Source organism: Paenibacillus sp. MSJ-34, from assembly GCF_018918005.1.
Lineage (GTDB): Bacteria > Bacillota > Bacilli > Paenibacillales > Paenibacillaceae > MSJ-34.
This window is the reverse complement of the sequence record NZ_JAHLPR010000032.1, coordinates 1-14,433: the sequence shown is the minus strand read 5'-3', so window position 1 is coordinate 14,433 and position 14,433 is coordinate 1. Positions and strand designations below refer to the sequence as shown.

Below are 14,433 nucleotides of genomic sequence, written 5' to 3'. Positions count from 1 at the left end.
CATCCGCATGAACTTAAATGATGTACCCTCAATCAGGAAAGGACGAATCCCAATTCTCCAACAGCTGGCCAAGCTTTTCAATATTAACGGCGATTTCGTTAAAATCGACATGCCGTGCGAAATCGGACCGTAGAAACGTTAGATGAGCGTCGTATGCCGACTGATCCAACTGTCCCGTTGAAGGACCGCTTCGGAAAGCGAATGTAATCTCGTCCACATTATCGATCATCGCGAACAAGACAAGCGCATTTTGCCGGCAAATATCCGCTAACTTGGAATTCGGCCCGTGATCGGGCCGGGGCGGAACATCATTCGCTCCGGAGTCCGGCTCATAGAAGGCTGTTAGGCCGTAGGGCTGTTGACTCGTTTGCAGGGCGATATAGCGTTGCACGTAATATGGATCCGGCGCCGGCAGTTGTTCTACAAGATGCAATACTTTGGAATTGTCGCCGACATACTTGGTTCGGTCCTTCGCAATTTCCTCAAGATTGTAACCGGCGTACACTTTCCCCGATTCGGGTTCGCCGCTTGGCCGGGCGCGATCTTGGACGAACGATCCGGTAAACAACGCTCCGCAGCCGATCAAGGTGGCCAATGCAAACGAAACGATCGCAATCGCCGCGCTTCTTTTTCCCGATTTCATGATCGCCGTCAATCTCTCCTTTAAATGCCGCTTCTCCTCGCTCATCGCTCTCGCGCCGGCCGCAGGGCGGTAAGAGCCGGACGCCGCCATCGCGATTAAAGTGTTGCCGTAACCTTGCTTCTCTTTCGGGCTCAATCTCTTGATTACCGCCTCGTCGCAAGAAAGTTCGCAGGCCCGGTCGATTTCCCTTACGGCCAAATAGACGACGGGATTGAACCAATGCAGACATTGCGTGAGCTGCGCAAGCCATTTATACCATAAATCGCGGCGCTTGAAATGGGTAAGCTCGTGCAGGAAAATATAACGCAATTCGTTCTCGTCGTAATTGCGGTTATCCGGCAGCACGATCGCGGGCCGCAGCAGCCCGAACAACATCGGCGTAGGCGCCAGCGCATTGCGGTATAGCGGCACCCGTGCCCCGATTTGCAATTCGCGCCGGCAATCGTCCAGCATAGCCAGTACGTTCGGTTGGGTAACCGTACGATGCCCCGCGCTGAATTGCCCGCGGAACCTCATGTAGCCGTACCCTTTCCAAATGAACATGGCGGCCGCCCCAATAAACCAAACGATCCACAGCATCTCCCATACGGACGTCTGCGCTTGCATTTGCTTTGCAAGCATCGGCAAAGCCGTCGGAGCATGCGTACCGGCAATCCCGGAGACGATGATATCGGCGCCGCGGTTGATGACGCGCTCCGCGGGAGGCACGACGCGTTCGAACCAACCGCCGATGAAATTGGGCCCGGGAGAAATCGGAACAAGCAGCCGCAGAATGACGATCAGGTATATATAATATTGCCACGATTGCGACAGCCGGTAACGGACGATCGGTTTGATCGCCAATAACAACAGAGCGATCAACGCGCCTGAAACGGAGAGCGACAATAAGGTTAGCAAAAATTCACTCATCTTGCCCCTCCACCTTAAAGTACGCCTTCAAATCGTCAATGTCCGCCTCGCTTAGCTTGCCTCCGTGACAGAGCGCCGCCACCAAACTTTTAACATTGCCCTTGTACAGCTTGTTCGCCATCTCCTGCATTTGAAATTCCGCAAATTCCGCTTCGGAAATATTGGGAGAGTAGTAAAAAACGTCCCGCTTCTCCGCGTTTATAACTCCCTTATCGTGCAATCTGCGGATTAACGTCAGGATCGTCGATTTTTCCCATCCTTTTTCGTCTTGCAGCATGCTCCGGATCTCCGTGGACGATACGGGCGAATCCGCCTGCCATAGTAGTTTCATGACCTCAAGCTCCGAATTGGATATTTTATCGGCCAGGTGCATCGTTCATCCCTCCAACGGTCTACAAATGTAACATACGATCAGTCTACATTAGTAAACCGATCCTGTCAACCGCCATTCGGGAAACAAGAAAAAGCTCCCCTTCGATCCAAGGGAAGCTTCTTATTTCTGTTATGACAACCGCACCAGGCTGTAGTTTTTCTTGCCTTTGCGGACGATGATGAAGCGGCCGCCGATCGCTTGATCCGGCGTAATCTCAAGCTCCAAATCGCCGATGCGCTCGCCGTTGATCGAGATCGCGCCTTTCGCAATATCCTCGCGCGCTTGCCGCTTGGACGGCTCAATGCCAAGCTCGACCAGCCACTCGACGATATTTTTCGATTCCCGCGCCGCTTCGTATGTCGGCATTTCCTTGAAGCCTTGTTCGATCTCGTCGGCGGTGAGCGATTTGATATCGCCGCTAAACAACGCAGCGGTAATGCGTTTCGCCTGCTCCAGCAATTCCTCGCCGTGCACGAATCTCGTCATTTCCTCGGCCAGCGCTTTTTGCGCTTCGCGTTTATGCGGCTCGGTCCGTACCTTCTCCTCCAAATCTTCGATCTCTTCTTTGGTCAGGAACGTGAAGTACTTCAAGTATTTCACGACATCGCGGTCATCGGTGTTCGCCCAGAATTGGTAGAATTCGAACGGCGTCGTTTTGTTCGGATCGAGCCAGATCGCTCCTCCCGCCGTTTTGCCGAATTTCGTGCCGTCGGCTTTCAGCATAAGCGGGATGGTAAGTCCGAACGCTTTCGCCTCGGGGCCTTCTTTTTTGCGAATCAGATCGAGGCCGCTCGTAATGTTGCCCCATTGGTCGGACCCGCCGATTTGCAGTTGCACGTCTTCATTCTTGTACAGATGCAGGTAGTCGATCGATTGCAAAATTTGATAGGAGAATTCCGTGAACGAAATCCCGCTGTCCAGCCTGCTGGCTACAACGTCCTTGGCAAGCATCGAATTGATGCTGAAGTTTTTGCCGTAATCGCGCAAAAATTCGATAATATTCATATTATGCGTCCAATCGTAGTTGTTGACCAGGCGAATCTGATTGTCGCCTTCCGTCACGAACAGCTTTTTCATCTGCGCAGTCAGCGCCTCTACGTTTGCTTGGACTTGTTCCATCGTTTGCAGCGAGCGCTCGGTTTGGCGTCCGCTCGGATCGCCGATCGTACCGGTTGCGCCGCCGATCAGAATGACCGGCCGGTGGCCTGCAAGCTGGAAACGTTTCAACATGATAAACGGAATCAAGTGACCGATATGCATGCTGTCGCCGGTCGGATCCACGCCGCAATAGAGCGAGATCGATTTCTGACCGGTTAATTCGCGGAGACCTTCCGCATCCGTCTGTTGATTGATGGCGTCGCGCCATTCGAGTTCGTCGATAATATTCATTGCCATACACTCCTTCGATTCAATACATCATTGCGCCGTTGAAAAATAAAAAAACGCCCCTAGTCTATTGTAGACATAGGGACGATTGTTAACCGCGTTACCACCCAGTTTGCACCAACGAAGCATCGCGACGTAACGCGCGCCATTCGTGCCGCTCTCGGCGAGTTATCGTTCGCCGCTGCCGCCCGGCATTACCCGGGATACTCCAGAGTGTAATTCGCCAGCTTACTATGTATCGGGTTCCATCGCCTCCGACTTTCTAGAACAGGGAATAAGCTGCTACTAGGCTCTTTCAACGTATATCGCATATAAGATTAAAGATAGTATAGAGAAATAATATATCAATGTCAACTTTTCGAGAAGAGAAAATTAGCTTCTCATTTTTCGTCTGAACAGCATGACGGCAAACAAAAATATGACCGCGGCATACCCCAGTACCCAGCAGAGATGCGGCAGCATTGCCGCATATTCTCCGGCGAGACCAGCCTTCGCCAACTCCACGGCATGGGCAAAGGGAAGAGCATAGCATACCGTTTTCAACGCGCCGCCCATCATGTCCAAATCAAACCACATGCCGCTCGAAAGGGCCGCCACCTGAACCACGATGGACGCAATGGGCCCGACCTGTTTATGGGAGAGGATGCTGCCAAGCAATAGCCCGAAACCGATAAACAATACGGCGACAGGGATGAGGGAAAGAATTGCGATCAGCACATTGGCATGAATAGGCAATCCCAGAAAAATGGCAGTTACAAAGCAGATTGCACTTTGCAATAAAGCGATAGGGATGACCGGAAGCGAATATCCGACAATATAATCGCTTGCGGATAAGGGCGAAGCAAACAGCCGAGCCAAAAACGAACTGCTGCGGTCGTTGGCAAGCAGCGTTCCTATAAATATAGAGATAAAGGACAGGCTGAACATTGCGATTCCCGGTGTGAAATTTTCGATTTTGAATATTTCAACCGGCATACCGGCCATGTTTTTTTGAATGGTTGCAATTAACAAAAGCAGCAATACAGGCAGTCCGATTCCGAATATGATGCTGAGCGGATCGCGCATCAATTCCTTTCGATTACGCGAAGCAAAAGGGAGAAAACTCATGACATTACCTCCTCTTCCGTCAGCGCAAGAAAGGAATCCTCAAGCGTTGCCTGGCCGGTAGCCCTTTGCAACTCTTCCGCCGTTCCCAGAGCTTGCAGCTTCCCTTCGTGCATAATCCCGATTTTGTCCGACAGGGCTTCGGCCTCTTCGAGGTAGTGAGTGGTAAGAATGATCGTAACCTTCCCTTTCAATTCGAATATGTGTTTCCAAAGCTCCCGTCTTGCACGGACGTCAAGCCCCAGCGTAGGTTCGTCCAAAAAGACGATATCCGGATCGGAAATCAGCGCCATGGCTATGCTTAATCGTCGCTGCATGCCTCCGGACAACGTTTTGGCTTTGTCGACGGCCCGTTCGGAAAGACCGAATGCGCTCATCATGTCAATCGCCGTCGCCTTCGCTTCCCGCTTCGTTTTTCCGTATATTCGCGCCATCAGTTCAAGGTTTTCTTTAACCGTCAAGTTTGGGGCTACCGCCGTTTCCTGCGGTGACACGTTGATTTTTCGTTTTACGGCTTCCGGATGTTTATTGATGCTGTCGCCCAGTAAGAGAGCGTCGCCGCTTGTAGGCGGCAGCAGACATGTAAGCATTTTAATTGTCGTTGTTTTTCCGGCGCCGTTTTGTCCGAGCAATGCGAAAAATTCTCCCTTTTCGATCGAGAGGTTGAGAGAGTTTACAGCCGTTCGGTGACGAAACTCTTTGGTTAGATCGATCGTTTGAATTGCCGTCATTCGCCTGCCTCCTCCGGTTTATCCTGTACGCGCAAAATTTCGTTCGCAAAATTTTTGAATAAATCGTTTCTCACGATGGCGATTCCTTGTTCTTTATCGGCGAGCAACAACAGGGTATCGCCCGGTTTAATATCGAACAAATCCCGCGCGCCTTTTGGGATCACGATTTGCCCCTTTTCACCGACCTTTACCGTACTCATAAATTTGCCTTCGGGCGATTGTTTCTTTTCGTTTACCATACGATTCTTCTCCTTACCGTTTGTGTAATTTGTATAACTTTTCCCACTTGTTATACTAATCATACTTCAACTAACTGATTAGTGCAAGTTTTTCCGAATGCGGCTGGTTCATAACGGATAAACCGGAAACAACCTCCAATGGACAACGATCAAACCTGCCGGTATGATAGAAACAAATGTTCTTATTCAAAGGAGTGCCGTCATGGAAAAACCCGGGACAAGCTTCGTACATCTTCATGTTCATACGAAATACAGTTTGACGGAAGCGACGTGCAGCCTGGAAGATCTCTTGCAAACTGCCGCATCATGGAACATGGATGCGCTGGCAATAACGGATAAAGGTGCAATCAACGGGATGATTCCGTTTTGCAAACTTGCGGAGAAATTCGGCATTCATCCGATTGTCGGATGCGAAATGCCGGTCGGGGACGCGGGAGAAACGCTCATTTTATTGGCGGTTGCCCATCGGGGCTACGAGCAGATCGTCGAGCGGTTGAACAGCGATCGTTTCTGTCCCCCGGCCTGTCATGGGGACATTATTGCGCTAAGCGGGGGCAGAACCGGCAGCATTCATCGTCTGATTAAGAGCGGGCGGATGGATCTGGCAGAGAAACAAGCGCTCCAATATATAAAATGGTTCGGGGAGGAAAACTTCTTTCTGGAGGTTCAGCATCACGGATTGGAAGACGACGATGCATTGTTGGAGCGGACCGTTCGCCTTTCCCGGGAAATGAAAATTCCGCTTGCGGCTACTCACGACGTGCATTACCTCGCTCCGGAGGACGCTCCCTTGCTTCATATGATCCGGCACGAGAAACAATCCGGTGCGGCTGCCCCTTCGGCGACAGGGCCGTTCTATCTTCCTTCGCCCTTTGAAATGACGGAGAAATTCGGCCATCTGCCGGACGCTTTGGCCAATACGGTGCGGATCGCGCAGCGATGCCGATTCCAACCGGAACGAGGCGAGCATAGGCTTCCAAGCTTCTCCGTTCCGGCAATTTGGAACGCAGATACCGGGAGAGATTCGGAAGAAACGAGCTATGCGAGTCCGCCGCAAAGCGCGGATGAAACATTGTCCCGGTTATGCCGGGAAGGAATGCGGCGTCGACTCGCTTCGGCCGTTCCGGCTCCCGACGGTTCGGAGTGGCCCACATGGAAAGAGCGAATGAACCGGGAGCTTGAGATCATTAGGCAAAGAGGGCTCTCCGACTATTTCCTGATTGTATGGGATATGATACGGTTTGCGCGGAACAGGAACATTCCCGTAGGACCCGGAAGAGGTTCGGCCGCCGGGAGCCTGGTGGCATATTTGCTTGGCATCACGGGGGTGAATCCGCTTCTGCACGGCCTTTCGTTTGAACGTTTTCTCAGTCCGGATCGCGCCGATTTGCCGGATATCGATGTGGACGTCTGCCAAAGAAGGCGACACGAATTGCTGCAATACGTCAAAGACAAATACGGAGCGGACCGGATCGCTCATGTCGGCGTATTGAACACGTTTGGAACGCGGGGGGCGGTCCGGGAAGCCGGTGCTTATATGCGTTTGCCGAAAAAACAAGTCGACACGCTGGCCAAACTGCTCCCCTCTCTTTCCGGGAAAGGCGGTATCCGCCACAGTCTCGAGACGTTGCCGGAACTGCGCAAGCTGCCGGTCGACCGAGAACCGTTCAAATCGCTCTTTCGCCTTGCCGAACGGCTTGAAGGGCTGCCTCGCCAGCATTCCGCCCACCCATCGGGCATTATTCTCGGAGACGAACATTTGACCCGTATTGTCCCCCTGCTGCGGCGGCCGAACGGGGAACCGATGACTCCTTTTAATAAGGAGGATATTAAAACGATGGGCTTATTGAAGATCGATCTCCTCGGTTTGCGCAACCTGACGATCATTCACGATACTCTCGCATCGCTTCGCGAACGAACAGGCAAACAACTCGATTGCGGCGAAATTCCTCTAAACGATCCCGATACGTTCCGCACGATCCGCAGCGGAAATACGCTCGGATGTTTCCAATTGGAAAGCATGGGGATCCGCCGGTTAATGCGCAGAATGGAGCCGCGCAATATTTGCCATTTAGCCGATCTGCTCGCTCTATATCGGCCCGGAGCATGGAATGAGGGAATCGTGGAGACTTATTTGCGCCGGCAGCGAGGCGAAGAAACATTCAAGGTAATACTGCCTGAAATGGAGCCGATTCTATTGCCGACGTACGGCTTGATCCTGTATCAGGAACAAGTGATGGCCATTGCTCAAGCGGTTGCGGGATGTTCCGTGGGAGAAGCCGATTCTCTCCGGCGGGCGCTTTCCGCCAAATCAGTCGAAGCGCTGGCCAAGCACCGGTTGCGTTTTGTTCGTGGAGCGGCGGAACGAGGCGTGGCGAACGGGAAAGCGCTGGCCGTATTCGATTTTTTGGCCCGTTTTGCCGGTTATAGCTTCAATAAAGCCCATAGCGTGTCCTATGCCTATCTGGCCTACTGGACGGCTTATTTAAAAACGCATTGCCCGAAAGACTACATGGCCTCTTTATTAAGCTTGGAGGGAGGTTATTACGACAAAAAAGTATACATTAGGGAGAGCGTCAAAATGGGCCTTTCTTTGCTTGGTCCCGATATGAACCGAAGCGGGTTCGGGTTTCGTGCCGAAGAGGAAGGCATCCGCGTGGGGCTCGATGCCATCCGAGGCTCGGGGCCGGAATCGGTGATCGCTATGATGCGTTCCCGCCAACGTGACGGCGTATTTCAGACGTTTCCCGAATGGGTTCGCCGGATGAAAGCGAGCGGGATCAAAAAAACGGTGCTCGAAGCCTGGATCGCCGCGGGCGCCTGCGATCGATTCGGCCTTCATCGGAAGGAGATGATCGCGTACTTGAACGATTTTCCCAAGGCAACAGGCATACATTCGGCGAACGTAACGGTTCCCGATTTTACCGAACCGGAAAAAAGAAAAATGGAAAAGGCGCTGCTTGGCTTCTCGCTGCAACAATCCGTACCCGGGAAATGGAAAGATTTCGCGGAGCGCTTCAATATCGTTCCTATCCAAGCGTTATCGGATTTCAGCGATGATACGCGTGTCCGCATATGCGGAACAGTTATCCACAGCAGGCGTTACCCGACAAACAGCGGAGAATACGTTCTAATGCTTATCTTACAGGATCATACGGATATGATTGAAGTCATGCTCTATCCCAAGACATACAAGTCATTTTTATACGAATTGAATCCACAGGGCATATTACTTGAAGGCGACGTCCGCATGCGGAACGGGCAGGTGCACGTCATAGCGGACAAAATCAAAGCGCTTGGAGGATGAATATGCTACTGATCGGAACGGCCGGTTACAGTTATGAGGATTGGCGCGGGGTGTATTACCCGGAAGATCTGGACAAAAAAGAAATGCTCTCTTTTTACGCCAAGGAATTCGCGTTTACAGAGGTCAACTCGTCTTTTTACGCGATGCCTAACCGATTTATGCTTTACCATATGCGGGAAAAAACGCCCGCTCACTTCCAATTCGTCATCAAAGCATATCGGGGAATGACGCATAAACGGGAAGATAACGAACAACATTTCCACGATTTTAAAGAAGCGCTGAAACCGTTAATAGAGGCGGACAAACTGGGATGCGTGCTGGCCCAATTTCCAACCAGCTTCCGGAATCGGGATGAAAACCGGGATTATTTGAAGGAATTCAAAGAGTTCATGGGCGACATTCCTGTCGTTATCGAATTTCGCCACGAAGAATGGATTGACGATCGTATCTTCGACCTGCTGGAAGAAGAACAATTGGGCTATGTCTGCGTGGACGAGCCGCAGTTTAAAACGCTTGTTCCCCCGATCGTCAGAGCGACCGGCCCGATTGGTTATATCCGGTTTCACGGCCGGAATTACAAGAAATGGTGGCATCATAAAGAAACGCACGAACGTTACGACTACTTGTATACGGAAAAGGAACTGACGGATTGGGTCCCGAATATTCGCAAACTAGCCGAGAAAACGGAGAAAACGTTCGTCAGCATGAACAACCATTATCGGGCGCAGGCCGTGATCAACGGACGAATGCTGAAAGAGATGTTGCAATTGGAGGTCGCCGGAACATGATTGCCGAAACGATCTCTCCGCAAGAATTGCAGTCTATCGGCAATCTGCAAAGCCTGCATGCCTTTAGTCAACGCGTCTTTCAACCGGAACCGGGAGAGCGGCTTGTATTCGGCGAAGGGCCCGAGCACGCCCGTCTGCTCCTGCTCGGCGAGGCCCCAGGGGAAAAAGAAGCCGAAACGGGAAGGCCTTTTGTCGGCAATTCAGGAAGACTGCTGAACAAATATTTGGAGAATGCGGATATCGCAAGGGAGGAAGCGTATCTGACGAACGTCATCAAAGTAAGGCCGCCCGGCAATCGGAAACCGAAAATGGCGGAGGTGAAAGAAGCGGCGCCGATTCTGCTCCGGCAAATCGAGCTGATTCATCCGGCGATTATCGTTTGTCTGGGGAGTATAGCCGTACATGCGATTGTCGATCCGAAAGCCAAAATTACGGAAATTCGCGGAACGTGGCTGGAGAAGGACGGAATCCGTATCATGCCGACCTATCATCCGTCCGCCGTATTTCGCGACGAAAATAAAAGAGAGCTCCTGAAACAGGATCTCTTCTCTGTTGCAACTATGTTGAACAAGTTGGGATAAAGAAGCCTTCACCCTTCAGGACATGTTGAGCGGCGGTTGATTGCAAGCCTGCGAGGATGCGGCTTTTTCCGTTCCGGCGAAAGATGGGTTGGGAACGGAAATTGCTGTATCGACGCAGGCTTTTGCTTTTGACTTTAACCGGTAAATTCCTGAACCCACTGGCCATTGTAGTATGCGATTCCAATTTGGGTGTAATTACCGTTCAAAATGTTGGCTCGATGATCGGGGCTGCTCATCCATTGATTCATCACTTCCGTCGGACTCGTCTGTCCTTTGGCGATATTTTCTCCTGCGGAGTTATAGGAGATCCCGAATTTCTTCATCATATCAAACGGGGATCCGTAAGTCGGCGACTGATGATCGAAATAATTGTTGTTGTACATATCCTGCGCTTTTGCCAAGGCCACCCTCGAGAGACTCGCGTTCATACTCAGGGACTTCAACCCGGCGTTCGTTCTTTCCCGATTCACCAGGTCCAACACTTGCTGCGCAAATCCGGTTGGATTCGCGGCCGGTTGCGAAGGGACGTTGGGTATTTGTTTCGCGGTCATCGGCGTTTTCCCTGCATCCACTGTGGAGATGGACGACGTTTGCGTTAAGGTTGACGTTGGTGCGGCATGGCCGGAATGAGTTTCAACCCGATTGCTCGAACAACCTGTAACGGCAACAAGAAGCATAGCTGTTACGATAATGTGTTTTATAACAAAACCTCCTCGATCCGTCTTACGTTATCGAACAAAGGTTTTGCAAAATGCTCTCGTTTTATTCAGAACCTCGCTGCTTTCGTCTCCCTATTTCCCGAAACTCCACGCTACGGACTCAGGGCAAAACGCAACGCGCGGCTAATCAAGACGGGCAGGACCGATACATGGTTCTCGTCTTCAAACAATTTAAACTCGGCGTTCACGCCATGACCGGAGAGGCCGGACAAGCGTTCCGCCAGCTCCTGTGCGCTGTCGCAATTGCGGGATATATGGCTCTTTTCCAGTTCGCCGAATGCGAGCAGCAGACGAACGCCGACCGGATCCTTGGCCAAGCGGGCAGCAAATTCCCGCTCCTGCGCGAGCAGATATTGTTTGTTCCAATGGATAGAGGGGCTGCCCGCTATGTAATATTGAAACGCGCCCGGTTTCGTCAAGAACGCATACAATACGAACAGGCCGCCGAGCGAATGGCCGAAAATCGCTTGCCGTTTGCGATCGATCTTGAATTCGCGCTCGAGATGCGGTTTCAATTCCTCCTCGATAAATTGCAGGAAATGCCCCGCTCCCCCTTGTTCGGGCAAGGCCGTTCCGTCGGGTCTGCGGAGATATTCGGTCGTCGGCTTCGGCGTCAAATCGTAGAATCGTTCCGGAGCAAACGGCTCTTCGGTCTCATATCCGATTCCGACAACAATGGCCGGAACGACCCCGGTCTTATCCGGCCGACGGCTTTGCAAGCGGAGCGCCTCCACCATCGTTCCGAACACAGAATTCGCATCCAGCAAATAAACGACCGGGTAACCTCCGGGCGGAGGATCGCCCGGTGGCTGGGCCACCTTAATTTGGTACGCGCGGTTTTCCGCGTTCGAACGCATTACCCATTGTTCCGCCCGCGGCATCTCGACTTTGAGACGCTGCGTTTCCTTGACCGCGCTTGCCGTCGCTGCCACATTAGCAGCGGTTCCGTCCTGCCTGTCGTTATGAAAAACCATTTCACCCACTCCTCTTCCGGCTAGTCACCCTTACCGGGTCAGAAAACGGACTGTGTCGTCGATAATTTTCTCGTACGCAATCAAACCGCTGCCAAGCCAATACGTATTATCAACCTCAACTACGCGCCCTTTTTTAACCGCCGGAATGCTCTTCCAGATCGGACTTTCCGTCATCTCTTTCATCCGTTCGTTCCCCATGTCGTAAGCATTCAGCATGAAAATATAATCCGCGTCCAATTCGGGCAAAATCTCCAGCGAAACATTGGCACTGTTCTCGTTTTCTACTAATTTTGAAATTCCGAGCCCCAGATCCTTATGAACAACATATCCGCATAAATAATTGCCGCCCATCAGGCTTACGCCTCTCGGGGCAAAGCGAAAAATCGCCACCTTCTTGTCTCCTGCCGCTTGCTCCAGCTTCTCCTTGGCTTCTTTCACCTTCTCTCGATAGGCTTGCAACGCTTGTTCGGCTTCGGCCGATTTGCCGAGCAGTTCCCCCAAGGTAACGAGCGATTTTTCAATATCCCCGGAAGCATTCTTAAACACATAAGTCGGGGCGATTTTGGAATAGTTTTCGTAAGCGCCGTCTTTATCATAAGTCGCCGTATGCAGAATGATCAGGTCGGGATTGTAAGACATCAACACTTCCGGCGACGGCAGTCCGGCCGAGAGGTCAAGCTTCGGAACATCTTTCAATTCCTCTTGCAAATACTCATGACCTCGATTGCCGTTGGACCATTGCGCTACCGGTTTGACGCCCAGCTTGAGCAAAGAATCCTCCATATTGGGGGCGAAAATGTTCTTGGGCGCCGCAGGAACGATCACTTCATGGCCGAGCTCGTCAATCACCGTTCGTTCGCCGGACGGTACCGCGCCGCTCTCCTTGGATTTCGTGTTTGCCGAAGAATCGGACACGGCCGCAACCGAAACCGGTTGCTCGGGCGAAACGGTGTGATTCTGCGCATTCGAACCGCAGGCCGTCAACAGGCTTCCGGCCATGAAGCAGCATAACCATGCCGAAACCCTGATTTTAAGGAATGTTTTCTTAGGATGAATCATTTGCAGCATAGCGACTTTCCTCCTGTGATCATAATTCTCAATTGCATTGAGTATAAATTATGCGTCGCAGGATTTGCCATGGACATTTTCCGGGAAAGCATTTGGACATTTTCCGGTAAACAGAAGCAGCGCTTCATCCAACATTCGCGCAATCGCCGTCGCCGAATACTCGAACCACGGATCGGCGGAGATCGGATAGACATGTCCGTTATTCACCGCTTGGAGTTGCCGCCATTCGGGGGAATGCTGCAGCGCCAGCCAGAATCTGCGGGACGATGCCTCGGGACACACGACGACCAAGATTCTTTCCGGATTAAGCTCCGCCAATCGCTCCGGCGCGAGCGGCGCGTTGCAAGGCCCGCCATCCGTACGGCATGCCGGCTTAAGCTTCAAGTCTCGATACAATACTTCCTCTAACCCGCGGTTCTCATAGAGATGAATGTCTTGTCGATAGATGCGTAAGAGCAGGATGTTATCGTAGCCCATCGCCTCGCCGATTTGCGTTCTCGCCGCAAGAACCTTCCGGTCGTATTGCCCAATCCACTGTTCGGCCCGATCTTCTTTATGTAAAAAACGAGCCGTCATCCGCAATTGCTCTCGCCAATCGACATCTGTCGGTACAAGGAGGCAAGAGGCAATATCCTCCAATTTGGCCCTCTCCATAGGGCTTAATCCGTCGGTTCCGATAATGGCGTCAGGACGATCCTGAGACAGTTGATCCAGATTCGCTTCAAATGTCCGATCGGTATAGGGGAATGTAAGCTTCAGATGGGATTTAATTTTGGTATGATAAACATGATAGTAATAAGGCGTCCACTTCGGATGAAGCGGCGCGGCCGCCGGAATCACATGAAGCGCAAGCAAATGTCCTATCATTGAAGGGGAGTTGGCCGCGATGCGCCGTCTGAAATTTTTTGCATAATCGGACGGAGCCAGGCCGATTTCCTTCTTGAATTTGCGGCTGAAATAAAATTCGTCCCGGTACCCCACCTTTATAGCGATCTCCCGCAATCGCTCGTCGGTTTCCGCCAAATAACGCTTGGCGCGATTCATCCGTAGATCCGTCAGGTACTCCATGGCGCTTTGTCCATATGTTTCCTTAAAAAGGTCGACAAAATATTTGGGGCTGATATTCGCCATCTGCGCCAGTGATCCGATGGAAAGCGGTTCGTTATAATGTTTGTCCATAAATTCCTTGACGTCATTCAGGTTCGTCTTTCTATTCCGGTCCGGCGCATATAAGTTATTGTCCGTCAGCGTCTCTTCTTCCGTGAACACGGGAAACCTCCTTTCGATTCTCGAGCGATAAGAAGTTTATTTTGGATGTAAATGAACATGTTGGTGTTGCGGTTGGTGTTGCGGTTGGTGTTGGCTTTGGTGTTGGCTTTGGTGTTGGCTTTGGTGTTGGCTTTGGTGTTGGCGTTGATATTGATAATCATTATCATTAACAAAACTAACATATGGCCGTATTCCAGTCAAGCGCGACAACTGTTCATAAGAAGGGGCTGTCCAATAAGTCCCTAAAATAAAAAGTTGGGCGGAAAACAGGTACGTTTTCCGTCCAACTTTTTTTCGCCTTTGTTTCTGTAAGAAAGCGGCGAGGCGGATGCCTGCTACTTT

14 protein-coding genes are annotated in these 14,433 nt (G+C 51.6%); 4 read left to right on the top strand and 10 right to left on the bottom strand.

Translation table 11 applies throughout. The annotated features are described in order from the left end of the window. Positions 1–28: 28 nt before the first annotated feature. The 6 genes from KQI79_RS16650 to KQI79_RS16625 form a co-directional block, all read right to left on the bottom strand. Entirely contained in the window at positions 29–1,552 is a 1,524-nt protein-coding gene (locus tag KQI79_RS16650; protein WP_216539397.1) for a M56 family metallopeptidase, read from the bottom strand. After that, complete coding sequence (locus KQI79_RS16645; protein WP_216539395.1) at positions 1,545–1,925, bottom strand: BlaI/MecI/CopY family transcriptional regulator; 381 nt, start codon at positions 1,923–1,925, stop codon at positions 1,545–1,547. The genes KQI79_RS16650 and KQI79_RS16645 overlap by 8 nt, the downstream gene beginning before the upstream one ends. Before the next feature lie 129 nt (positions 1,926–2,054). Then, positions 2,055–3,314, bottom strand: coding sequence for a tyrosine--tRNA ligase (gene tyrS, locus KQI79_RS16640; protein WP_216539394.1), 1,260 nt, complete (start codon positions 3,312–3,314; stop codon positions 2,055–2,057). Between the two features lie 369 nt (positions 3,315–3,683). Further along, positions 3,684–4,418, bottom strand: a complete 735-nt coding sequence (locus KQI79_RS16635; protein WP_216539392.1) for an ABC transporter permease — start codon at positions 4,416–4,418, stop codon at positions 3,684–3,686. Continuing rightward, the gene (locus KQI79_RS16630) at positions 4,415–5,146 is read right to left on the bottom strand and encodes an ABC transporter ATP-binding protein (RefSeq protein ID WP_216539390.1); all 732 of its coding nucleotides are present in this window, start codon (positions 5,144–5,146) and stop codon (positions 4,415–4,417) included. The genes KQI79_RS16635 and KQI79_RS16630 overlap by 4 nt, the downstream gene beginning before the upstream one ends. Continuing rightward, positions 5,143–5,385 (bottom strand): AbrB/MazE/SpoVT family DNA-binding domain-containing protein, encoded by a 243-nt coding sequence (locus KQI79_RS16625; protein WP_216539388.1) that lies wholly within the window; start codon positions 5,383–5,385, stop codon positions 5,143–5,145. The genes KQI79_RS16630 and KQI79_RS16625 overlap by 4 nt, the downstream gene beginning before the upstream one ends. Positions 5,386–5,587: 202 nt before the next feature. Here KQI79_RS16625 and KQI79_RS16620 point away from each other — a divergent pair, with 202 nt between their 5' ends. From KQI79_RS16620 to KQI79_RS16610, 3 genes are read left to right on the top strand one after another with little or no spacing between them, the layout of a single operon-like run. Beyond that, positions 5,588–8,692 (top strand): DNA polymerase III subunit alpha, encoded by a 3,105-nt coding sequence (locus KQI79_RS16620; protein ID WP_216539384.1) that lies wholly within the window; start codon positions 5,588–5,590, stop codon positions 8,690–8,692. A 2-nt stretch (positions 8,693–8,694) separates the two neighbouring features. Then, positions 8,695–9,480, top strand: a complete 786-nt coding sequence (locus tag KQI79_RS16615) for a DUF72 domain-containing protein (RefSeq protein ID WP_216539383.1) — start codon at positions 8,695–8,697, stop codon at positions 9,478–9,480. Beyond that, the gene (locus tag KQI79_RS16610) at positions 9,477–10,061 is read left to right on the top strand and encodes a uracil-DNA glycosylase (RefSeq protein WP_216539381.1); all 585 of its coding nucleotides are present in this window, start codon (positions 9,477–9,479) and stop codon (positions 10,059–10,061) included. Before KQI79_RS16615 ends, KQI79_RS16610 begins: the two co-directional genes overlap by 4 nt. A 134-nt stretch (positions 10,062–10,195) precedes the next feature. Here KQI79_RS16610 and KQI79_RS16605 read toward each other — a convergent pair whose 3' ends face one another. From KQI79_RS16605 to KQI79_RS16590, 4 genes are all read right to left on the bottom strand, one after another. Next, a complete protein-coding gene (locus KQI79_RS16605; protein WP_367398209.1) occupies positions 10,196–10,612 on the bottom strand; it encodes a CAP domain-containing protein in 417 nt (138 codons plus the stop codon). 260 nt (positions 10,613–10,872) lie between these two features. After that, positions 10,873–11,661: an alpha/beta hydrolase gene (locus KQI79_RS16600; RefSeq protein ID WP_253298215.1), complete on the bottom strand. Its 789-nt coding sequence runs from the start codon at positions 11,659–11,661 to the stop codon at positions 10,873–10,875. A gap of 123 nt (positions 11,662–11,784) precedes the next feature. Then, positions 11,785–12,822: an ABC transporter substrate-binding protein gene (locus tag KQI79_RS16595; RefSeq protein WP_216539377.1), complete on the bottom strand. Its 1,038-nt coding sequence runs from the start codon at positions 12,820–12,822 to the stop codon at positions 11,785–11,787. A 48-nt stretch (positions 12,823–12,870) separates the two neighbouring features. Then, a complete protein-coding gene (locus KQI79_RS16590) occupies positions 12,871–14,091 on the bottom strand; it encodes a helix-turn-helix domain-containing protein (RefSeq protein WP_216539376.1) in 1,221 nt (406 codons plus the stop codon). 41 nt (positions 14,092–14,132) lie between these two features. Here KQI79_RS16590 and KQI79_RS28040 point away from each other — a divergent pair, with 41 nt between their 5' ends. After that, on the top strand, positions 14,133–14,261 hold the full coding sequence (locus KQI79_RS28040; RefSeq protein ID WP_301287935.1) for a hypothetical protein: 129 nt from the start codon (positions 14,133–14,135) through the stop codon (positions 14,259–14,261). The last annotated feature ends 172 nt before the right edge of the window (positions 14,262–14,433 follow it).

Excerpts from the sequence above, each read along its gene's own strand:
- KQI79_RS16635 (WP_216539392.1), bottom strand. The coding sequence starts at position 4,418 with ATGAGTTTTCTCCCTTTTGCTTCGCGTAATCGAAAGGAATTGATGCGC.
- KQI79_RS16650 (WP_216539397.1), bottom strand. The coding sequence starts at position 1,552 with ATGAGTGAATTTTTGCTAACCTTATTGTCGCTCTCCGTTTCAGGCGCG.
- tyrS (WP_216539394.1), bottom strand. The coding sequence starts at position 3,314 with ATGAATATTATCGACGAACTCGAATGGCGCGACGCCATCAATCAACAG.
- KQI79_RS16600 (WP_253298215.1), bottom strand. The coding sequence starts at position 11,661 with ATGCCGCGGGCGGAACAATGGGTAATGCGTTCGAACGCGGAAAACCGC.
- KQI79_RS16625 (WP_216539388.1), bottom strand. The coding sequence starts at position 5,385 with ATGGTAAACGAAAAGAAACAATCGCCCGAAGGCAAATTTATGAGTACG.
- KQI79_RS16595 (WP_216539377.1), bottom strand. The coding sequence starts at position 12,822 with ATGCTGCAAATGATTCATCCTAAGAAAACATTCCTTAAAATCAGGGTT.
- KQI79_RS16610 (WP_216539381.1), top strand. The coding sequence starts at position 9,477 with ATGATTGCCGAAACGATCTCTCCGCAAGAATTGCAGTCTATCGGCAAT.
- KQI79_RS16615 (WP_216539383.1), top strand. The coding sequence starts at position 8,695 with ATGCTACTGATCGGAACGGCCGGTTACAGTTATGAGGATTGGCGCGGG.
- KQI79_RS16605 (WP_367398209.1), bottom strand. The coding sequence starts at position 10,612 with ATGACCGCGAAACAAATACCCAACGTCCCTTCGCAACCGGCCGCGAAT.
- KQI79_RS16630 (WP_216539390.1), bottom strand. The coding sequence starts at position 5,146 with ATGACGGCAATTCAAACGATCGATCTAACCAAAGAGTTTCGTCACCGA.
- KQI79_RS16620 (WP_216539384.1), top strand. The coding sequence starts at position 5,588 with ATGGAAAAACCCGGGACAAGCTTCGTACATCTTCATGTTCATACGAAA.
- KQI79_RS16645 (WP_216539395.1), bottom strand. The coding sequence starts at position 1,925 with ATGCACCTGGCCGATAAAATATCCAATTCGGAGCTTGAGGTCATGAAA.